This window comes from Streptosporangium sp. NPDC020145 (genome assembly GCF_040631275.1).
Taxonomy (GTDB): Bacteria; Actinomycetota; Actinomycetes; order Streptosporangiales; family Streptosporangiaceae; genus Streptosporangium.
Genome location: NZ_JBEXZT010000005.1, coordinates 453,502 through 470,359, shown reverse-complemented (window position 1 = coordinate 470,359; position 16,858 = coordinate 453,502). Strand labels below are relative to the sequence as shown.

The 16,858-nt window shown below is 70.6% G+C and carries 13 protein-coding genes; 4 read left to right on the top strand and 9 right to left on the bottom strand.

Translation table 11 applies throughout. From position 1 onward, the window contains the following. Positions 1 to 34 precede the first annotated feature (34 nt). The 7 genes from ABZ463_RS13120 to pgsA form a co-directional block, all read right to left on the bottom strand. Positions 35 to 1,699, bottom strand: a complete 1,665-nt coding sequence (locus ABZ463_RS13120; RefSeq protein WP_362775851.1) for an alkaline phosphatase D family protein — start codon at positions 1,697 to 1,699, stop codon at positions 35 to 37. 191 nt (positions 1,700 to 1,890) lie between these two features. Then, a complete protein-coding gene (gene pdxS, locus ABZ463_RS13115) occupies positions 1,891 to 2,805 on the bottom strand; it encodes a pyridoxal 5'-phosphate synthase lyase subunit PdxS (RefSeq protein ID WP_352011673.1) in 915 nt (304 codons plus the stop codon). A 162-nt stretch (positions 2,806 to 2,967) separates the two neighbouring features. Next, on the bottom strand, positions 2,968 to 3,984 hold the full coding sequence (locus tag ABZ463_RS13110) for a DUF3048 domain-containing protein (protein WP_352011672.1): 1,017 nt from the start codon (positions 3,982 to 3,984) through the stop codon (positions 2,968 to 2,970). An 81-nt stretch (positions 3,985 to 4,065) separates the two neighbouring features. Next, a complete protein-coding gene (locus tag ABZ463_RS13105; protein WP_362775848.1) occupies positions 4,066 to 4,605 on the bottom strand; it encodes a hypothetical protein in 540 nt (179 codons plus the stop codon). Further along, entirely contained in the window at positions 4,602 to 5,729 is a 1,128-nt protein-coding gene (locus tag ABZ463_RS13100; RefSeq protein WP_352011670.1) for a glycosyltransferase family 4 protein, read from the bottom strand. The genes ABZ463_RS13105 and ABZ463_RS13100 overlap by 4 nt, the downstream gene beginning before the upstream one ends. Before the next feature lie 49 nt (positions 5,730 to 5,778). Beyond that, positions 5,779 to 6,693: a phosphatidylinositol mannoside acyltransferase gene (locus tag ABZ463_RS13095; RefSeq protein ID WP_352011669.1), complete on the bottom strand. Its 915-nt coding sequence runs from the start codon at positions 6,691 to 6,693 to the stop codon at positions 5,779 to 5,781. Between the two features lie 12 nt (positions 6,694 to 6,705). Further along, complete coding sequence (gene pgsA, locus ABZ463_RS13090; protein ID WP_362775845.1) at positions 6,706 to 7,323, bottom strand: phosphatidylinositol phosphate synthase; 618 nt, start codon at positions 7,321 to 7,323, stop codon at positions 6,706 to 6,708. Positions 7,324 to 7,522: 199 nt separating this feature from the next. Between pgsA and ABZ463_RS13085 the strand changes: the two genes are divergently transcribed. The 3 genes from ABZ463_RS13085 to ABZ463_RS13075 all read left to right on the top strand — a co-directional run bounded on the left by ABZ463_RS13085 (position 7,523) and on the right by ABZ463_RS13075 (position 13,667). Further along, positions 7,523 to 9,655, top strand: a complete 2,133-nt coding sequence (locus tag ABZ463_RS13085) for an elongation factor G-like protein EF-G2 (protein WP_362775843.1) — start codon at positions 7,523 to 7,525, stop codon at positions 9,653 to 9,655. 125 nt (positions 9,656 to 9,780) lie between these two features. Beyond that, positions 9,781 to 11,418 (top strand): family 10 glycosylhydrolase, encoded by a 1,638-nt coding sequence (locus tag ABZ463_RS13080; protein ID WP_362775841.1) that lies wholly within the window; start codon positions 9,781 to 9,783, stop codon positions 11,416 to 11,418. Between the two features lie 104 nt (positions 11,419 to 11,522). Beyond that, a complete protein-coding gene (locus ABZ463_RS13075; RefSeq protein ID WP_362775839.1) occupies positions 11,523 to 13,667 on the top strand; it encodes a hypothetical protein in 2,145 nt (714 codons plus the stop codon). On the opposite strand, the gene ABZ463_RS13070 is transcribed toward ABZ463_RS13075, so the two are convergent. After that, a complete protein-coding gene (locus tag ABZ463_RS13070; protein WP_352011664.1) occupies positions 13,610 to 14,164 on the bottom strand; it encodes an HIT domain-containing protein in 555 nt (184 codons plus the stop codon). The genes ABZ463_RS13075 and ABZ463_RS13070 overlap by 58 nt on opposite strands. Before the next feature lie 125 nt (positions 14,165 to 14,289). Here ABZ463_RS13070 and ABZ463_RS13065 point away from each other — a divergent pair, with 125 nt between their 5' ends. Next, complete coding sequence (locus ABZ463_RS13065) at positions 14,290 to 14,823, top strand: Asp23/Gls24 family envelope stress response protein (RefSeq protein WP_362775837.1); 534 nt, start codon at positions 14,290 to 14,292, stop codon at positions 14,821 to 14,823. Positions 14,824 to 14,879: 56 nt separating this feature from the next. On the opposite strand, the gene thrS is transcribed toward ABZ463_RS13065, so the two are convergent. Next, positions 14,880 to 16,847, bottom strand: coding sequence for a threonine--tRNA ligase (gene thrS / locus ABZ463_RS13060; protein ID WP_352011662.1), 1,968 nt, complete (start codon positions 16,845 to 16,847; stop codon positions 14,880 to 14,882). Positions 16,848 to 16,858 lie beyond the last annotated feature (11 nt).

The following is a 16,858-nucleotide window of genomic DNA, read 5'->3' as shown; positions in this document are numbered from 1 at the left end:
GACGACGCCGGACATGCGTCGTCCCGTTGGGGGTTCAGGGGCGCCTGGTCTCCAGGTCGACGACCTTCTGGATGAGATCGGTCTCCGGTTCCGTGGGCATCCGGCTCGCCGCAGGCGCGGCCGGGCGCAGGTAGGTCTGCCGCACGCCCGGCACCCGGTCCTCGACCACGAAGGTCGCCTTCACGTGAGCCTGCGCGCCGGCCTGCCGTACCTGCGGGAGCACCGTGAAGTCGGCGGTCAGCAGGTCGGGCTCGATCCGGGTGAGCACGTAACCGCGCTGGTTGTTGTAGAAGCGCAGGTGCGGGTTGATCCTGAGGAACGGCTGCGTCGCGGGGTCGGAGTCCGCGCCGTCGCCCCCGGTGGTGACGGAGGTCGTGACCAGCTCAGAGCCCACCGTGGGGGTGGTCGGGTCGTCGTAGTCGAGCTTGAGGTCGGCCGCCCAGTGCGCGTGCACGTCACCGGTGAGCACGACCGGGTTGCGCACCCCCGCGTCCACCCACCCCTGGGTGATCCGCCGCCGCGAGGCGACGTAGCCGTCCCAGGCGTCCTGACTGGTCACCTTGGCGGGCCCCGCGTCGCTGTCACGCTGGGCGAAGAAGACCTGCTGGCCGATGACGTCCCACCGTGCCCGCGAGCGGCGGAAGCCGTCGAGCAGCCAGCGTTCCTGGGTCTCCCCCGTGATCGAGCGCGCCGGGTCGGTCGCGGCCGGGCAGTCACGGTAACCGTCTCCGCAGCCCTGGTCGTCGCGGTACTGCCGGGTGTCGAGCATGTGGAAGGTGGCCAGGGCGCCCCACCGGACACGCCGGTAGATCTGCATGTCGATCCCCCTGGGGATGGAGGTACGCCGCAGCGGCATGTTCTCGTAGTAGGCGCGGAAGGCCGCGGCGCGCCGGGTGAGGAAACCCGGTTGCGGGATCTCCGGTTTCTCCGGCACCTCGTCGGCCCAGTTGTTGTCCAGTTCGTGGTCGTCCCAGACGACCAGCCAGGGCGCCGCCGCGTGCGCCGCCCGCAGGTCGGGATCGGTCTTGTACTGCGCGTGCCGCTGCCGGTAGTTCGCCAGCGTCTCGGTCTCCGGCCCCTCGTGGTCGCGGACGTTGCCGCCGGGGATGGTGTAGGTGTCGCGGGCGTACTCGTACTGGTAGTCGCCCAGGTGCAGGACGAGGTCGGGTTCCTCCTCGGCCAGGCGCCGGTAGGCGGTGAAGTGGCCGTGCTCGTACTGGGCGCACGAGACGAAGGCCATCGTCAGGCCCGTGCCGAGCGACAGGGGGTGCGGGGCGGTCCTGGCCCGTCCCATCGGCGACAGGTACGGCCCGGTCCTGAAGCGGTACCAGTACTCCCGGCCCGGCTCAAGGCCGTCCAGCTCGACGTGGACCGAGTGTCCCCACCGGCTGTCGGTGATCACCGTGCCCTGCCTGACCGTCCTGTGCCCGGCGTCGTCGCCGTAGACCTGCCACCGGACGGGGAAGGGCAGGTCGGGCATGCCGCCGAGGCCGTCCTCGGCCAGTGGCAGGGGGGCGAGCCTGGTCCAGATCACGAACCCGTCCGGGCTCGGATCGCCGGAGGCGACGCCGAGGGTGAAGGGGTCGGCGCGCGGCCTGCGGGCGGCGGGAACGGCCGCGGCGGCGGGGGCGGGGACGTGCGCCGCCGCGAGGCCGGCGACGCCGGTGACGAGGAAGGAACGTCGGCTGAGCCGGGACATGGGGGCCCCTCGAAGGTCGTCGGACGTGGTCGCCCGCCAGCCTTACCGACGATCGTGACCTTCGAGTTAACGTTCCGGGTCATGGAAAAGGCGGCGTCCCGCAAAGACGCCGCCTTCTCGTGGTCCGCCCCCACCGGCCGTGCTCCGCCAGGCGGTGCTCCAGCCGGTGGAACCGGTCCGGTCCTGATCGGCTACCAGCCGCGCTCCGCCAGGCGGTGCGGGACCGGGATGTCGTCGACGTTGATGCCGACCATCGCCTCGCCCAGGCCACGGGAGACCTTGGCGACGACGTCCGGGTCGTCGTAGAAGGTGGTGGCCTTGACGATCGCCGCGGCGCGCTGGGCCGGGTTGCCCGACTTGAAGATGCCGGAGCCGACGAACACGCCCTCCGCGCCGAGCTGCATCATCATCGCGGCGTCCGCCGGGGTGGCGATACCGCCCGCGGTGAAGAGCACGACGGGCAGCTTGCCCGCCTTGGCGACCTCGACCACCAGCTCGTACGGCGCCTGCAGCTCCTTGGCGGCGACGTACAGCTCGTCCTCGGCCAGCGAGGACAGCCGCCTGATCTCACCGCGGATCTTGCGCATGTGCATGGTGGCGTTCGAGACGTCGCCGGTGCCCGCCTCACCCTTGGAGCGGATCATCGCCGCGCCCTCGGTGATGCGGCGCAGCGCCTCGCCCAGGTTGGTGGCGCCACAGACGAAGGGCACCGTGAAGCGCCACTTGTCGATGTGGTTGGCGTAGTCGGCCGGGGTCAGCACCTCCGACTCGTCGATGTAGTCGACGCCGAGCGACTGGAGCACCTGCGCCTCGACGAAGTGGCCGATGCGGGCCTTGGCCATGACCGGGATGGAGACGGCGGAGATGATGCCGTCGATCATGTCGGGGTCGCTCATCCGCGAGACGCCGCCCTGGGCGCGGATGTCGGCGGGGACCCGCTCAAGGGCCATGACCGCGACGGCACCGGCGTCCTCGGCGATCTTGGCTTGCTCAGGGGTGACGACGTCCATGATGACGCCGCCCTTGAGCATCTCTGCCATGCCGCGCTTCACCCGGGCGGTTCCGGTGACGGCGGTCTCGGTGACTTCGGGCGTGCTGCTGGACACGGTCTCTACCTCACGACGAGCGGGTTGCGGATCACGGTCCGCCTCCCTGGGCGGGTTTCCGGCGTTCTCTATCGTAGGCGCTGAGTGGCATGTGCCCTTACACACCATCTTGTCGCGCTTATGCGATCTTCTTGGACATGATGGTAAGGACCGTCATGGTTCTCAGGGAATGACAGGCTTGGGCGCCGCCAGCACGATCCACACCTGGCCCGGGGCGAAGTTCATCGGCTCACCCGCCTCGGTGGTGAAGACCGTGCCGTCCTCCTCCGTCTTGCGCGACCAGGTGGCCTTGAACGCCTGGCCGTCCCTGAGCACGACCGCCCTGCCCTTGCCGACGCTGTGCACCAGGGGCGTATAGCTCTGGTTCAGGTCGTGGAACTCCGAACGCTCGGTCTTGGCGTACTGCACGACGATCGTGGGGGCGCCGAGCTGACCGCCCTCGGCGGCCATGTCCTTCTTGCCGTCCTGCCAGACCAGCCACCTGCCCGCCTCCTGCGACCAGGCGAAGGTGAAGCGCGCCGCCGGGTACCGGACCGTGAACGACTTCTTGGCCACGCCTCCCTCGGGGGCGTCGCCGAAGGTGAAGCCGATGTCCTTGGCCTTGGAGGCCCCCGGCGCCTTGGCCAGCAGCTGCTTGGTGTTCGCGAACAGGTTGTAGGGCGCGTAGCGGCCCGGCTGGCGGAAGTAGGCGCCGGGGGCCCTGCTGTCGGAGACGTCGACCAGGGACGCGGCCTGGACCTTGGGGATCATCTTGGTCTGCACGCCCGAGTAGGCCAGGGCGGGCTTGCCGAACTGCGGCAGGATGTGCAGGTCGGAGATTCTGGCGCTGCGGACCGGGCCGATCTTGGGCGGCAGCTTCGAGGAGAAGACGGCCATCAGGCGGGTCAGCCCCGCCTCGACCTGCTCCACGTAGACGATGTCGGCACTCCTGAGCCCGAGCTGGGGCTTGCCCGCCGAGGTGTTCTCGATCTTCGCGGCGAGCACGGGCCTGCGCGCGGCACCGGGAAGCCCGGTGAAGGGGTGGGTCGGCGGGGGCTCGGGGGTGGGCGTCTCCGACGGGGAGGGGTCGGCGGCCTGCGGACTGCCTCCGGCTGCGGGCTCGTTCGAGGAACAGGCCGCCACCGGCCCGAGAACAGCCACTCCCGCCAGCGCGACGGCGATCATCCGGGGCACCCGCACGGTTCATCTCCTCAAATCGGCCATGAAACGCCCAAGAGCTTACCTGTGCCCGACTTGCCGGATATCCGAGTTCCGCGTGTCCTATTCGATGGCGAGCGCCTTCGGAGGGGTGTCGTCGATCTCGAAGAAGGAGGGATATTCGGTGTGTCCGGCCAGCCTGAGGGTCCTGGCCAGCCATCGGCGCTGGGCGGTGCGCGTCACGCCGACCGCGTTGTTGTAGAAACGGCGGGAGTAGATCACCTTGGCCACCGCGGCACCGAGTTCGTCGAGCAGCTCGCCCCCCTCCGGGACGTCGGCCAGGCGCTCACGGAAGCGCTCCTGGTCCACCACCGCCCGCAACGCGCGTGACAGGTCGCTCTCTGCGTGCTCGCGTTCCTCGGGCCCCGCCGTACGGGCCTCGTGCGCCGCGGTGGCCAGCACCAGGCTGGTGGCCGGGTCGAGCAGCCGGGAGGCGGCCAGTTCGAGCGCCACGGCGGCCCGCCGTACCAGGGCGGCGTCCAGCGACTCCCTGGCCAGCTCAAGGCGGATGTGCAGGCGGTCGAGACGCCCGGCCCGCCAGGAGACGTAGACGGCGGTGAGCAGCACGATCGCGCCCACCACCAGGATCAGGGTGGTCGTCACCGGTTGTCGTCCTCCTCGACTCCCGCGGTGCTGGCGACGGTCTCGTAGACCCGCAGGACGTCGCGGGCGACCGTCGACCAGTCGTACTTCCACACGGCCCGGCTCGCCTCGGCGGACAGTTCGGCCCTGCGCCCGGGGTCGTCGAGCAGCGCCGCGGCCTCACGGGCGAGCGAGGCGGCGTCCCCGGTCTCGAACAGCGCCCCCGCCCTGCCGTCGTCGAGCACCCTGCGGAAGGCCGGGATGTCGCTGGCCAGAATGGCGGCGCCTGCGGACATCGCCTCGGTCAGCACGATGCCGAAGCTCTCCCCTCCCAGGTTCGGCGCGCAGAACACGTCCACCGAGTGGTAGGCGCGCACCTTGTCCTCCTCGCTGACCATGCCGAGCAGGACGACACGGTCGCGGAAGGCGGCGGGAACCCTCGCCAGGGCCTCCTGTTCGTCTCCCGGACCGGCCACGAGCAGGCGCAGTCCCGGGCGGTGCGGGGCGAGCTCGGCGAAGGCGTCCAGCAGCACGGGCAGCCCCTTGCGCGGCTCGTCCATCCGCCCGAGGAAGCCGATCACCTCGCCCTCGTCCCAGCCGGGCAACGGCTCGGCGTGCGTGTAGCGGCCGACCGCGACCCCGTTGGGGATGAGCACCGCGTCGCCGCCGACGAACTCGACCAGGGTCTTCCTGGCGGCGTCGGAGACCGCGATCCGGCCGCTGATCTTCTCCAGCGCGCTCATGAGCACCGGCGTCGTGACCGACAGCGAGCGGTAGCGCTCGTGCGAGGTGTGGAAGGTGGCCACGATCGGCCCCTTGGCCACCCAGCAGGCCAGCAGCCCGACGGAGGGTACGGCGGGCTCGTGCACGTGCAGCACGTCGAAGCGGCCCTCACGCACCCAGCGCCGCACCCGGTTGGCCGACAGGAAGCCGAACGACAGTCTCGCGACCGAGCCGTTGAAGGGCACGGGGACCGCCCTGCCGACCGAGGTCACGTAGGCGGGCAGGGGGGCGTTCTCCGAGGCCGGGGCGATGACCGAGACCTGGTGGCCCTCCTCGATGAGGGCCTCGGCCAGGTCGCGGACGTGCGCCTGCACCCCGCCGGGCACGTCCCAGGTGTAGGGACAGACGATGCCGATCCTCACCTCCGGCCCACCCCTCGCGCGCCGTACCGGCCGTGTTCCGCGAAGGCGTTCATGTGCGGGGCTCCAGATCCTCCAGCCAGAGCCGCTGGAGCATGTGCCAGTCCTGCGGGTGCTCCGCGATGCCCTTGGCGAAGACGTCGGCCAGGGCCTGGGTGAGGATGGCGACCTTCTCCGCGCGGGTGCCCTCCTGCGGGACGGCGATCTCGTCGTGGAACTGCAGGCCCCAGTCGTCTCCCTCGAACCACAGGGTCGTCGGGACCAGCGCCGCCCCCGTGTGCACGGCCAGCAGGGCGGGCCCGGCGGGCATGCGCGTGGCCGAGCCGAAGAAGCCGACCTCGATCCCCTTGGCCGTGAGGTCCCGCTCCGCGGGCAGCGCGACCGCGCCCCCCGCCCTCAGCCGCTGCGACAGGGTGCCGAAGGTGTGCCCGTCCCCGCCGGTGAGCGGCAGCACCTCCATCCCCAGCCCCTGCCTGAAGGCGGTGTAGCGCAGGAACAGCGACTCCGGCCGCAGCCGTTCGGCGACGGTGGTGAACGGGTGCCCCGTCGCGCGGAACCAGGCGCCCGCCATGTCCCAGTTGCCCATGTGCGGCAGCGCCATGACGACCCCCCGGCCCGCGGCGAGGTTGTCGTGGACCCGCTGGACACCGACGGCGTGCATGCGGGAGAGGATCTCCGCCTTCGGCATGGAGGGCAGGCGGAAGACCTCGTGGAAGTAGCGGAGGTAGGAGCGCATGCCCGCACGGCTCAGCTCGCGGATCGCCGGGTCGTCCTTCGACGTGCCCTTGACCCGGGCGAGGTTGGCCTCAAGACGGAGGACGGAGGCGCCGCGACGCCTCCACAACCGGTCGGCGGCCGTCCTGAACGCCCAGGCCGTGAGGCGTTCCGGCAGGTGGGGGACGATCGCCCAGCCCGCGCCGAACCCCGCGGCGACGAGACGATCCTGGGGAGATGGCTTGCCTGTCATCGCTTTTTCCGATCAGCGGAGGGGGCGTGACGCCGAGGAGGAGGCCTGGCGGTAGACGTGCAGGAGACGCTGGACGACCGTGACCGCGCTTCCCACGGCCAGCAGCCAGAGCCCCCCAGACAGCACGTACGGCACGCCGAGCCCGCCGATCCCTGCGGCGACCAGGCCGACGACCAGCCGTTCCGGCCGTTCGACGAGACCGACGTCGCACGTCATGCCCAATCCCTCGGCCCTGGCCTTGACGTAGGACACCACGGCCCCGGCGACCAGGCAGAACAGGGCGACCATCGCCAGCGCCCGCTGTCCGTCCAGCATGAGCCAGATCACCAGCCCCGAGAAGATCCCGGCGTCGCCGACCCGGTCGAGGGTGGAGTCGAGGAAGGCGCCCCAGAGGCTTCCCGGGCCCGACATCCTGGCCATGACCCCGTCGAGCAGATCGGCCAGCACGAAAATAGTGATCACGACACTGCCGGGGAACAACTGCCCACGGGGATAGAAGAAGAGAGCCGCGGCCACGGTGCCGATTGTGCCGACCGCGGTGACCATGTTGGGGCTGATCCCCCGGCGGGCGAGCGCCCTGCCCAGGGGGGTCAGGATTCGGGTCACGGCGGGGCGCAGAAGTTTCAGCATCGCGCTCCGATCGTAGGCCACACAACCTGTGAGCGCGCATCCAACGCTCCGCGACCGGATCACCTCGGCCCTCTTGTGATATTCGCCACACGGGTATTTGGTGAACACACCGCGTCCTTGCGGTGTACGGACGCGGCGGCGGACCCCGGGGTGTGGCCGCACGCGGCCGCGCTCCTTCGGCAACGACGCAGGAGGCGACGTGGCAGAGAAGGCAACCGGCGGGACAGCGGGAGCCGCGGGTAGGGCGCCCGCGGCCGACCGGCCGGACATGATTCGCAATGTCGTACTGGTCGGCCATTCCGGCTCGGGCAAGACGACCCTCGTGGAGACGCTGCTGGCCGCGACGCGGACCGTGCAGCGCGCGGGCCGGGTCGAGGACGGCGGCACGGTCAGCGACTTCGACGAGGTCGAGGTGCGCCAGCAGCGCTCGGTCAACCTGACCCTGGCCCCGCTGGTCCACAACGGCGTCAAGGTCAACCTGCTGGACACCCCCGGTTACGCCGACTTCGTGGGTGACCTGCGGGCCGGGCTGCGCGCGGCGGACGCGGCGCTCTTCGTCGTCTCCGCCTCCGAGGGGATCGACGGCCTCACCCGGATCCTCTGGGAGGAGTGCGCGGCCGTCGGGATGCCCCGCGCCGTGGTGATCACGAAGCTCGACCACCAGCGGGCCGAGTTCGACGAGGTGCTGACCGCCTGCCAGGACGCCTTCGGCGACGGCGTGGCACCGCTGTACCTTCCGGTCACCGAGGGTGGCGAGCTGAGGGGCCTGGTCGGGCTGCTGACCCAGACCTTCCACGACTACACCGGCGGCAGGCGCACCGAGGGCGTCCCCGACGCCTCACAGCGGGACAGGATCGACTTCTACCGCGCCTCCCTGATCGAGGGGATCATCCAGGAGAGCGAGGACGAGTCCCTGATGGACCGTTACCTCTCGGGTGAGGAGATCGGCACCGAGACCCTCATCGGCGACCTGGAGAAGGCGGTGGCCCGCGGGGGCTTCTATCCGGTGCTCGCCACCGGGGCGGGGGTCGGCGCCTTCGAGATCCTCGAACTCGTCACCCAGGGCTTCCCCTCCCCGCTTGAGCACCCGCTGCCCGAGATCACCACGATCGACGGCAAACCGGTCACCGATGTCACCTGTGACCCGGAGGGACCTCTCGTCGCCGAGGTCGTCAAGACCACCAGCGACCCCTATGTCGGCCGCATCAGCCTGGTCAGGGTGTTCTCCGGCACGCTGCGCCCCGACATGACCGTGCACGTCTCCGGCCACGGGCTGGCCGAGCGGGGGCACGAGGACCACGACGTGGACGAACGCATCGGCGCGCTCTCCTGCCCCCTGGGCAAGACCCAGCGCACGGTCGCCGCATGTGTGGCGGGCGACATCGCCGCGGTGGCGAAGCTGTCGCGCGCCGAGACCGGCGACACCCTGTCCGACAAGGAGCGGCCACTGCTGATGACCGCCTGGAGCATGCCCGACCCGCTGCTGCCCGTGGCGATCCAGGCGAAGTCGAAGGCCGACGACGACAAGCTCGGGCAGGCCCTGCAGCGCCTGGTCGCCGAGGACCCCACGCTCAGGCTGGAGAACAACCCGGAGACCAGGCAGCTGGTGCTGTGGTGCATGGGCGAGGCCCACGCGGACGTCCTGCTCGACCGGCTGAGCAGGCGCCACGGCGTCGAGGTCGAGAAGATCGGGCTGCGGGTGCCGCTCAGGGAGACCTTCGGCGGCAGCTGCCAGGCGCTGGGCCGCAACGTCAAGCAGACCGGCGGGCACGGCCAGTACGCCATCTGCCATCTGGAGATCGAGCCGCTGCCCTCCGGCGGGGGCTTCGAGTTCGTCGACAAGATCGTCGGCGGTGTGGTCCCGCGTCAGTTCATCCCCTCCGTCGAGAAGGGGGTGCGCACCCAGATGCAACGCGGCGTGCTGGCCGGCTACCCGCTGGTCGACGTGCGGGTGACGCTGTACGACGGCAAGGCCCACTCGGTCGACTCCTCGGACATGGCCTTCCAGATCGCCGGGGCGCTGGCGCTGAAGGAGGCCGCCGCCAAGGTTCCCACGCTGCTGCTCGAACCGGTCGACGAGGTCACCGTGCTGGTTCCCGACGACCACGTCGGCTCGGTGATGTCAGACCTGTCCTCCCGCAGGGGACGCGTCCTGGGCACCGAGCCGGTCGGCACCGGCCGCACGCTCGTCCGCGCCGAGGTGCCCGAGCTTGAGATCACCCGTTACGCGATCGACCTGCGGTCCATGTCGCACGGCACGGGGACGTTCCACCGTGTCTTCCTGCGCTACGAGCCGCTGCCCGCCCACCTGGCGGACAAGGTCGCGAGCTGATCCGAGGGAGGCGTGGGCGCCGCCGCCCACGCCTCCCAAGGATTGACTACATAACAGTAGCGTCACGGAATGATTTCTTTTTTCAGGGCCAAAGTACCCCGGTCCCGATGACAGACTGATGAACCATGCGAACCGGACGTCCTTTGCTCGCCGCAACCGCCCTCGCTGTCCTCACGACCGGCGCGGCCTACACCTTCGGCCCGGACGCCCCTCCGGCGAAGCCGGCCAAGCACTCCAAGGCCTCCAAGACCACCAAGGCCGCCGAGTCCGCCACACAGACCGGGACCGAACCGGCTTCGGGCACACCGGCGGCGGACAGCGTGACGGCCGCCTGCGAGACGGACGCGAGATACCCCAAGCGGGAGATGCGCGGCATCTGGATCGCGACGGTGAAGAACATCGACTGGCCCTCGCGCACCGGGCTCTCGCCCGCCAGGCAGCGCGCCGAGTACGTCAAGATCCTCGACCAGGCGGTCAAACGCCGCTTCAACGCGGTGTTCTTCCAGGTCCGCCCGGCCTCGGACGCGCTGTACAAGTCATCTCTTGAGCCCTGGTCGGAGTACCTGACCGGCACGGCGGGCAAGGACCCCGGCTGGGACCCGCTGCCGTTCCTGATCGCCGAGGCCCACCGGCGCGGGCTTGAGTTCCACGCCTGGTTCAACCCCTACCGTGCCGCGTTCGAGGGGGGCGCGGAGGGGCTTCCCGCGGGCCACCCCGCCCGTGAGCACCCGGAGTGGATCGTCAAGCACGAGGGCAAGATCTACTACAACCCCGGCCTGCCCGCGGTCCGCGACCACGTCACCGCGGTCGTCAAGGACGTGGCCCAGCGCTACGACGTGGACGGCGTCCACTTCGACGACTACTTCTACCCCTATCCCGGCGCGGGCGCGCCGTTCGGCGACGACGCGGCGTTCAGGAAGTACGGCAAGGGCGCCAAGCGGGCCGACTGGCGGCGTGCCAACGTCAACGCGCTGATCTCCCAGGTCGACACGGCGGTTCACCAGGTGAAGCCGTACCTCAAGTTCGGCGTGAGCCCCTTCGGGATCTGGCGCAACAAGGCGCAGGACCCGACGGGCTCGGCCACCGGCGGCATGTCCGCCTACGACTCCATCTACGCCGACGCCCGCCACTGGATCAAGAAGGGCACGGTCGACTACGTCATCCCGCAGCTGTACTGGCCGCGCGGCTTCAAGGCGGCCGACTACGACGTGCTGGTGCCGTGGTGGGCCTCCCAGGTCAAGGGCACCGACGTCGACCTGTACATCGGGCAGGGCCTCTACCGGGTCGGGGCGACCGACACCCCGGCCTGGACCAAGGCGGGTGAGCTGGCCTCCCACCTGGCGGTGAACCGCAAGTACAAGGAGGTCAACGGCGACGTCTACTTCAGCGCCAAGCAGCTCCTGACCAACCCGCTCGGCGCGCTCGACCGGGTCGTCGCCAAGTACTACACCCGCCCCGCGCTGCTGCCCCTGATCAAGGGTCTCGGCGGCAGGGCCCCGGCCACGCCCGCGGACCTGAGGGTCCAGGACGGCACGATCAGCTGGAACCCCTCCCCCGACGCCCGCTCCTACGCCGTCTACCGGGTCGCCTCCGGTGAGGCCGGGGCGTGCGCGACCGCGGACGCCCGCAACCTTCTCGCCGTGGTGCCCGCCTCGGACCAGGCGCGGCAGAGTTTCACCGCGCGCGGGAGCGGGACCTACCTCGTCACCGCGCTCGACCGCCTGCAGAACGAGAGCCCAACTGCCAAGATCGTCCTACCTTGACCCGGTTGATACCGGTGATTCTCTCCTTCCGGTAGACCTCGGACGGGCTCTTCCCCTACCTTCCCGTACGGTGCCGACACTCGGCTGAGTCAGGGAGGTCTCCGGTGAGGCGAACGCTTGCCGTGTTCGCGCTGGTCCTGGGAGTGCTGTGGCCTGGGGCCGCGCACGCGGCGGCGCAACCGGCGGTCCGGGTCACGGCCCATGCGGACGGTCCCGCGCGGGTGGTGCTGATCGGGATCCCCGGTCTGCTGTGGAGCGACCTGACCCCCGAGGGCACGCCGAACCTGTGGGCCCTGGCGGGCCGGAGCGCGACCGGGTCGCTCTCGGTCCGCACGGTCGGCCGCGTGACCTGCCCCTACGACGGCTGGCTCACGGTCTCCGCCGGGATCAGGTCCGCCGTCGGGTACGGCTGCGGCCTGCCGCCCGAGCCCGCCCCCGAGGGGCAGGGCGCCGTCATCCCCGGCTACGACTACCTGTACCGGGTCGCGGGGCAGCGCGGCACCGGCACGCTCGGCGACGCCGTGCACGCAGCGGGGGGCTGCACGCTCGCGGTGGGGCCCGGGGCGGCCCTCGCCCTGGCCGACCGGTCGGGGCGGGTCGACCGCTACGCCGCCTCCCCGGAACGGCTGACCCCCGGCGCGTTCGACGCGTGCCGGGTGGCCGCGGTCGACGTCGACGACCTGATCCGGCCCTACGTGACCGGCGGGCGGCTGCCCGAGGCCGAGGACGCCCTCACCCCGGAGCGGCGGGCGCAGGCCCTGCGGCTGGCGGACGCCAAGACGGGGGCGGCGCTGAACGCCCTCCCGCAGGATGCCGTCGTGCTGCTGGCGGGTCTGGGAGACCACGGGGGCGTCCCGCACCTGCGGGTGGCCATGATGCGCGCTCAGGACGCCTCGGGCCGTTTCCTCGGGGCGCCCTCGACCCACCGTGAGGACGTCTCCATCGTGCCCGACATCACGGCCACGATGCTCGGGGTCACGGGCGTGGCCGTACCGCCCTCGGTGATCGGGGTGCCCTGGCGGGTGGCGGCGAGCCGTACGGGCGGGGTCGAGGGGGCCAAGGCCGAACTGGTCGACGACGACGGGGCCGGCCAGGCGATCAGGGACATGGGCGGGATCTTCTTCACCTCGGTGGCCGCGCTGCAGGTGCTGTTCTACGTCGTCGCCTTCCTGCTGATGCGCCGCAGGCGCGGGCTCGGCGGGGTCAGGGTGGCCGCGGTCACGCTGGCGTGCCTGCCGGTCTCGACCTACCTGGTCAACCTTCTCGCCTGGGAGCACACGGGGACGCCGCCGGCCGCCGTGGTCGGCGGGATCGTCGTGATCACCCTGCTGCTGGCCGTGACCGCGCTGGCGGGCCCGTGGCGCCGTTCCCCGCTCGGGCCGCTGGTGTTCGTCACGGGGGTCACCGCGGCGGTCATCGCCGGTGACCTGGTGACCGGGACGAACCTGCAGTTCAACAGCGTCATGGGCTACACCGCCGTGGTCGGCGCCCGTTACTCGGGTCTGGGCAACATCCCGTTCGCGCTGTTCGCCACCTCGGTTCTGCTGGTGGTGACCTCGATCGCCCACCGGCTGGTGAGCGTGGGGCGTAAGAACGCGGCGGTCGGGATCGTGGCGACGCTGGGAGGAGTCGCGATGATCCTGGGCGGCTTCCCCGGGATCGGCAGTGACTTCGGCGGGGTGATCGCCTTCGTGCCCGGCATCGCCGTGACGGCGCTGCTGATCGCGGGCAGGCGGGTCTCGATCGTCAAGCTGGGCGCGTTCTGCGTGGCGGGCGGTGTCATCGTGATGACCATCGCCTATCTCGACCACCTGCGCCCGCCCGGCTCCCAGACCCACCTGGGCCGTTTCGTCGGCCAGATCTTCACCGGCGAGGCCTTCGAGGTGGTCAGCCGCAAGCTCGGCGCGATGCTGGGCACGCTGCTCAACCCGAACCTGATGCCGATCGTGATCGCCGCGTTCGCCTTCCTGGTCTACGCGCTGCTGCGGCCGGACGCGGCCAGCGCGGGGGTGCTGCCCGCGGCCTTCGAGTACTCCCCCACGCTGCGCGCCGGTCTGATCGGCACCCTGGTCAGCGGGGTCGTCGGCACCCTGGTCAACGACTCCGGCGCCGCCGTGCTGTCCATGGCCCTGGCGCTGGCCGTACCGCTGGTGCTCTCGGTCGGGGTCACGGCCCTCGGCGAGAGGGGGTCCTACGCGGAGGCGGGCCAGGAGCCCGCGAGCAGTTCCCTGGTGTCGCGCAGCAGCTGAGGCAGCACCTTGGTGTGACCGACGACCGGCATGAAGTTGGTGTCCCCGCCCCAGCGGGGCACCACGTGCTGGTGCAGGTGGGCGGCGATGCCCGCTCCGGCGACGTCGCCGAGGTTCATGCCCACGTTGAAGCCCTGCGCGCCGCTGGCCTTGCGCAGGGCGGTGAGCGCCCGTTTGGTGAAGTCGGCCAGCTCGGCGGTCTCCACCTCGTCGAGGTCGGCGTAGTCGGCCACGTGCCGGTAGGGGCAGACCATCAGGTGGCCGGAGTTGTACGGGTAGAGGTTGAGCAGGGCGAAGACCGCGGTTCCCCTGGCGACGATCAGGCCGTCCTCGTCGCTCAGTTCGGGGATCTCGCAGAAGGGACAGCCGTCGCCGGGGCCGGAGCCCGCCGGCTTGTTCTCCCCCTTGATGTAGGCCATCCGGTGCGGAGTCCACAGTCGCTGGAAGTTGTCAGGGACCCCAGCCCCCGCCTGCTCGATCGGCTCGCTCTCCTGCATGCATTGCAGCATAGGCCCACCGGTTTCGGGCGTCCCCAGCCGGTGCCGCCTGTATATGCGGACAAAGCGGCCTATTTTCCGGCAGAATCCTCGCGAGCATGACCACCGAAAGCCGAGGAGTACCCATGACCGACGTCTCCGTCGAAGAGATCACCGAGGAGACCGACTCTCCCGCTGAGGCTCCGGCCGCCCGCCCGTTCCCGCTGAACCTCTCGGCTTCCCTCGCCACCGCTCCCGCGGTCTCCGAGAACCCGGGAACCGCCGGGGCCGCCGCGGTGGTGAAGGGCCGCATCAGGGTGGCCGACGAGGTGGTCGAGAAGGTGGCCGCCCTCGCGACCCTGGAGGTCGCCGGTGTCGTGGGGCTCGGCGAGGACCCCTCCGGCGTGCTTGAGGCGATCGGCGAGCGGGTGGCCCCCGGAACCAGGAGGAGCGGGCGGGGTGTGAGCGCCCACGTCCAGGACCGCACGGTCGCGATCGACGTCTCGATCGTCGCGGAGTACGGCCACGTCGTGATGGACGTGGCCAACGAGGTCAAGAACAACGTGGCCCGCACGGTCAGCCGGATGCTGGGCATGCGGGTCGTCGAGGTCAACGTGGGCGTCGAGGACGTCCGCCTGCCCGGCGAGCCCGTCACCGGCCGTTCCGCCGAGGACGTCTGACCCGGTGAGCGGCCCGTGCTCCGCGTCGGAGGCACGGGCCGCGCCGGAGGCGGGGATCAGACCTGGACGCGCCGCTCGATCGCGTCGACGATCTCGTCGATCGCCTGGGCGACGGGGACGCCGTTCTTCTGCTCGCCGTTGCGGAACCTGAAGGAGACCGCGTCGTTGGCGATGTCCTCGTCACCGGCCAGGAGCATGAACGGCACCTTGGCCTTCTGCGCGTTGCGGATCTTCTTCTGCATGCGGTCGCCGGAGGCGTCGACCTCGATCCTGACGCCCCGCTCGCGGGCCTTCTTGGCCAGGTCCTGAAGGTAGGGGACGTGGGCGTCGCCGATCGGGATGCCGACGACCTGCACGGGGGCGAGCCAGGGAGGGAAGGCGCCCGCGTAGTGCTCGACCAGGACGCCGAAGAAGCGCTCGATCGAGCCGAACAGCGCCCGGTGGATCATGATGGGCTGCTGGCGCGTGCCGTCCGACGACTGGTACTCCAGCTCGAAGAGCTTCGGCAGGTTGAAGTCGAGCTGGATGGTCGACATCTGCCAGCTGCGCCCGATGGCGTCGCGCGCCTGCACGGAGATCTTCGGCCCGTAGAAGGCGGCCCCGCCGGGGTCGAGGACGAGGTCGAGGTTCTCCGACTCGGCGACCTCGCGCAGTGTCGCGGTCGCCTCCTCCCAGTCCTCGTCCGAGCCGACGAACTTCTCCGGGTCCTTGGTGGACAGCTCAAGGTAGAAGTCGTCGAGGCCGTAGTCACGCAGCAGGTCGAGGACGAACCTCAGCAGCGACTTCAGCTCGTCGCGCATCTGGTCGCGGGTGCAGTAGATGTGGGCGTCGTCCTGGGTCAGGCCGCGCACCCGGGTCAGGCCGTGGACCACGCCCGACTTCTCGTAGCGGTAGACGGTGCCGAACTCGAACAGCCGCAGCGGCAGCTCACGGTAGGAACGCCCGCGCGACCTGAAGATCAGGTTGTGCATCGGGCAGTTCATCGGCTTGAGGTAGTAACTGGCCCCCTCAAGCTCCATGGGCGGGAACATGCCGTCGGCGTACCAGTCGAGGTGACCGGAGATCTCGTAGAGATGGCCCTTGGTGATGTGCGGGGTGTTGACGAAGGAGTAGTCCGCCTCCTCGTGCCTGCGCCGCGAGTAGTCCTCGAGCACCCTGCGGATCACGCCGCCCTTGGGGTGGAAGACCGGCAGTCCTGAGCCGAGCTCCTCGGGGAAGGAGAACAGGTCGAGTTCGGCGCCCAGCTTGCGGTGGTCGCGCTTCTCGGCCTCCTCCAGCATGTGGAGGTACTCGTCCTGCCGCTCCCTGGACTCCCACGCGGTGCCGTAGATGCGCTGCAGCTGCGGGTTCTTCTCGCTGCCCCGCCAGTAGGCGCCGCCGGTGCGCATCAGCTTGAACGCCGGGATGGAACGGGTGCTGGGCACGTGCGGGCCCCGGCACAGGTCCTTCCAGCACAGCTCGCCGGACTTGGGGTCGAGGTTGTCGTAGATGGTCAGCTCGGCGCCGCCCACCTCGACGCTCTCCTCGGCGTCACCGCCGCCCTTGAGCCCGATCAGCTCCAGCTTGTACGGCTCGGCCGCCAGCTCCGCGCGCGCCTCCTCGTCGGAGACCCTCCTGCGGGAGAAGAGCTGCCCCTGCTTGACGATCTCCCGCATGCGCTTCTCGATGCGCTTGAGGTCGTCGGGGGTGAAGGGGTCCTTGACGTCGAAGTCGTAGTAGAAGCCGTTCTCGACCGGCGGGCCGATGCCGAGCCTGGCCTCGGGGAAGATCTCCTGCACCGCCTGGGCCATGACGTGGGCGGTCGAGTGGCGCACGATGGCCCGGCCGTCGGCGCTGGCCGCCTCGACGGGCTCGACCTGGTCGCCCTCGGACACCACGGCCGCGAGGTCCCTCAGCTCGCCGTTCACCCTGGCGGCGACCACCGAGCGGCCGTCCGCCCCGAGGGCGTCGCCGTACGTCGTGCCACCCGCCACCACACGCTCGGCTCCGGCGAGGGTGATGCGCAGTTCTGACACGGCCGACACGGTTGCTCCTC

Excerpts from the sequence above, each read along its gene's own strand:
- ABZ463_RS13120 (WP_362775851.1), bottom strand. The coding sequence starts at position 1,699 with ATGTCCCGGCTCAGCCGACGTTCCTTCCTCGTCACCGGCGTCGCCGGC.
- ABZ463_RS13095 (WP_352011669.1), bottom strand. The coding sequence starts at position 6,693 with ATGACAGGCAAGCCATCTCCCCAGGATCGTCTCGTCGCCGCGGGGTTC.
- pgsA (WP_362775845.1), bottom strand. The coding sequence starts at position 7,323 with ATGCTGAAACTTCTGCGCCCCGCCGTGACCCGAATCCTGACCCCCCTG.
- ABZ463_RS13080 (WP_362775841.1), top strand. The coding sequence starts at position 9,781 with ATGCGAACCGGACGTCCTTTGCTCGCCGCAACCGCCCTCGCTGTCCTC.
- ABZ463_RS13070 (WP_352011664.1), bottom strand. The coding sequence starts at position 14,164 with ATGCAGGAGAGCGAGCCGATCGAGCAGGCGGGGGCTGGGGTCCCTGAC.
- ABZ463_RS13065 (WP_362775837.1), top strand. The coding sequence starts at position 14,290 with ATGACCGACGTCTCCGTCGAAGAGATCACCGAGGAGACCGACTCTCCC.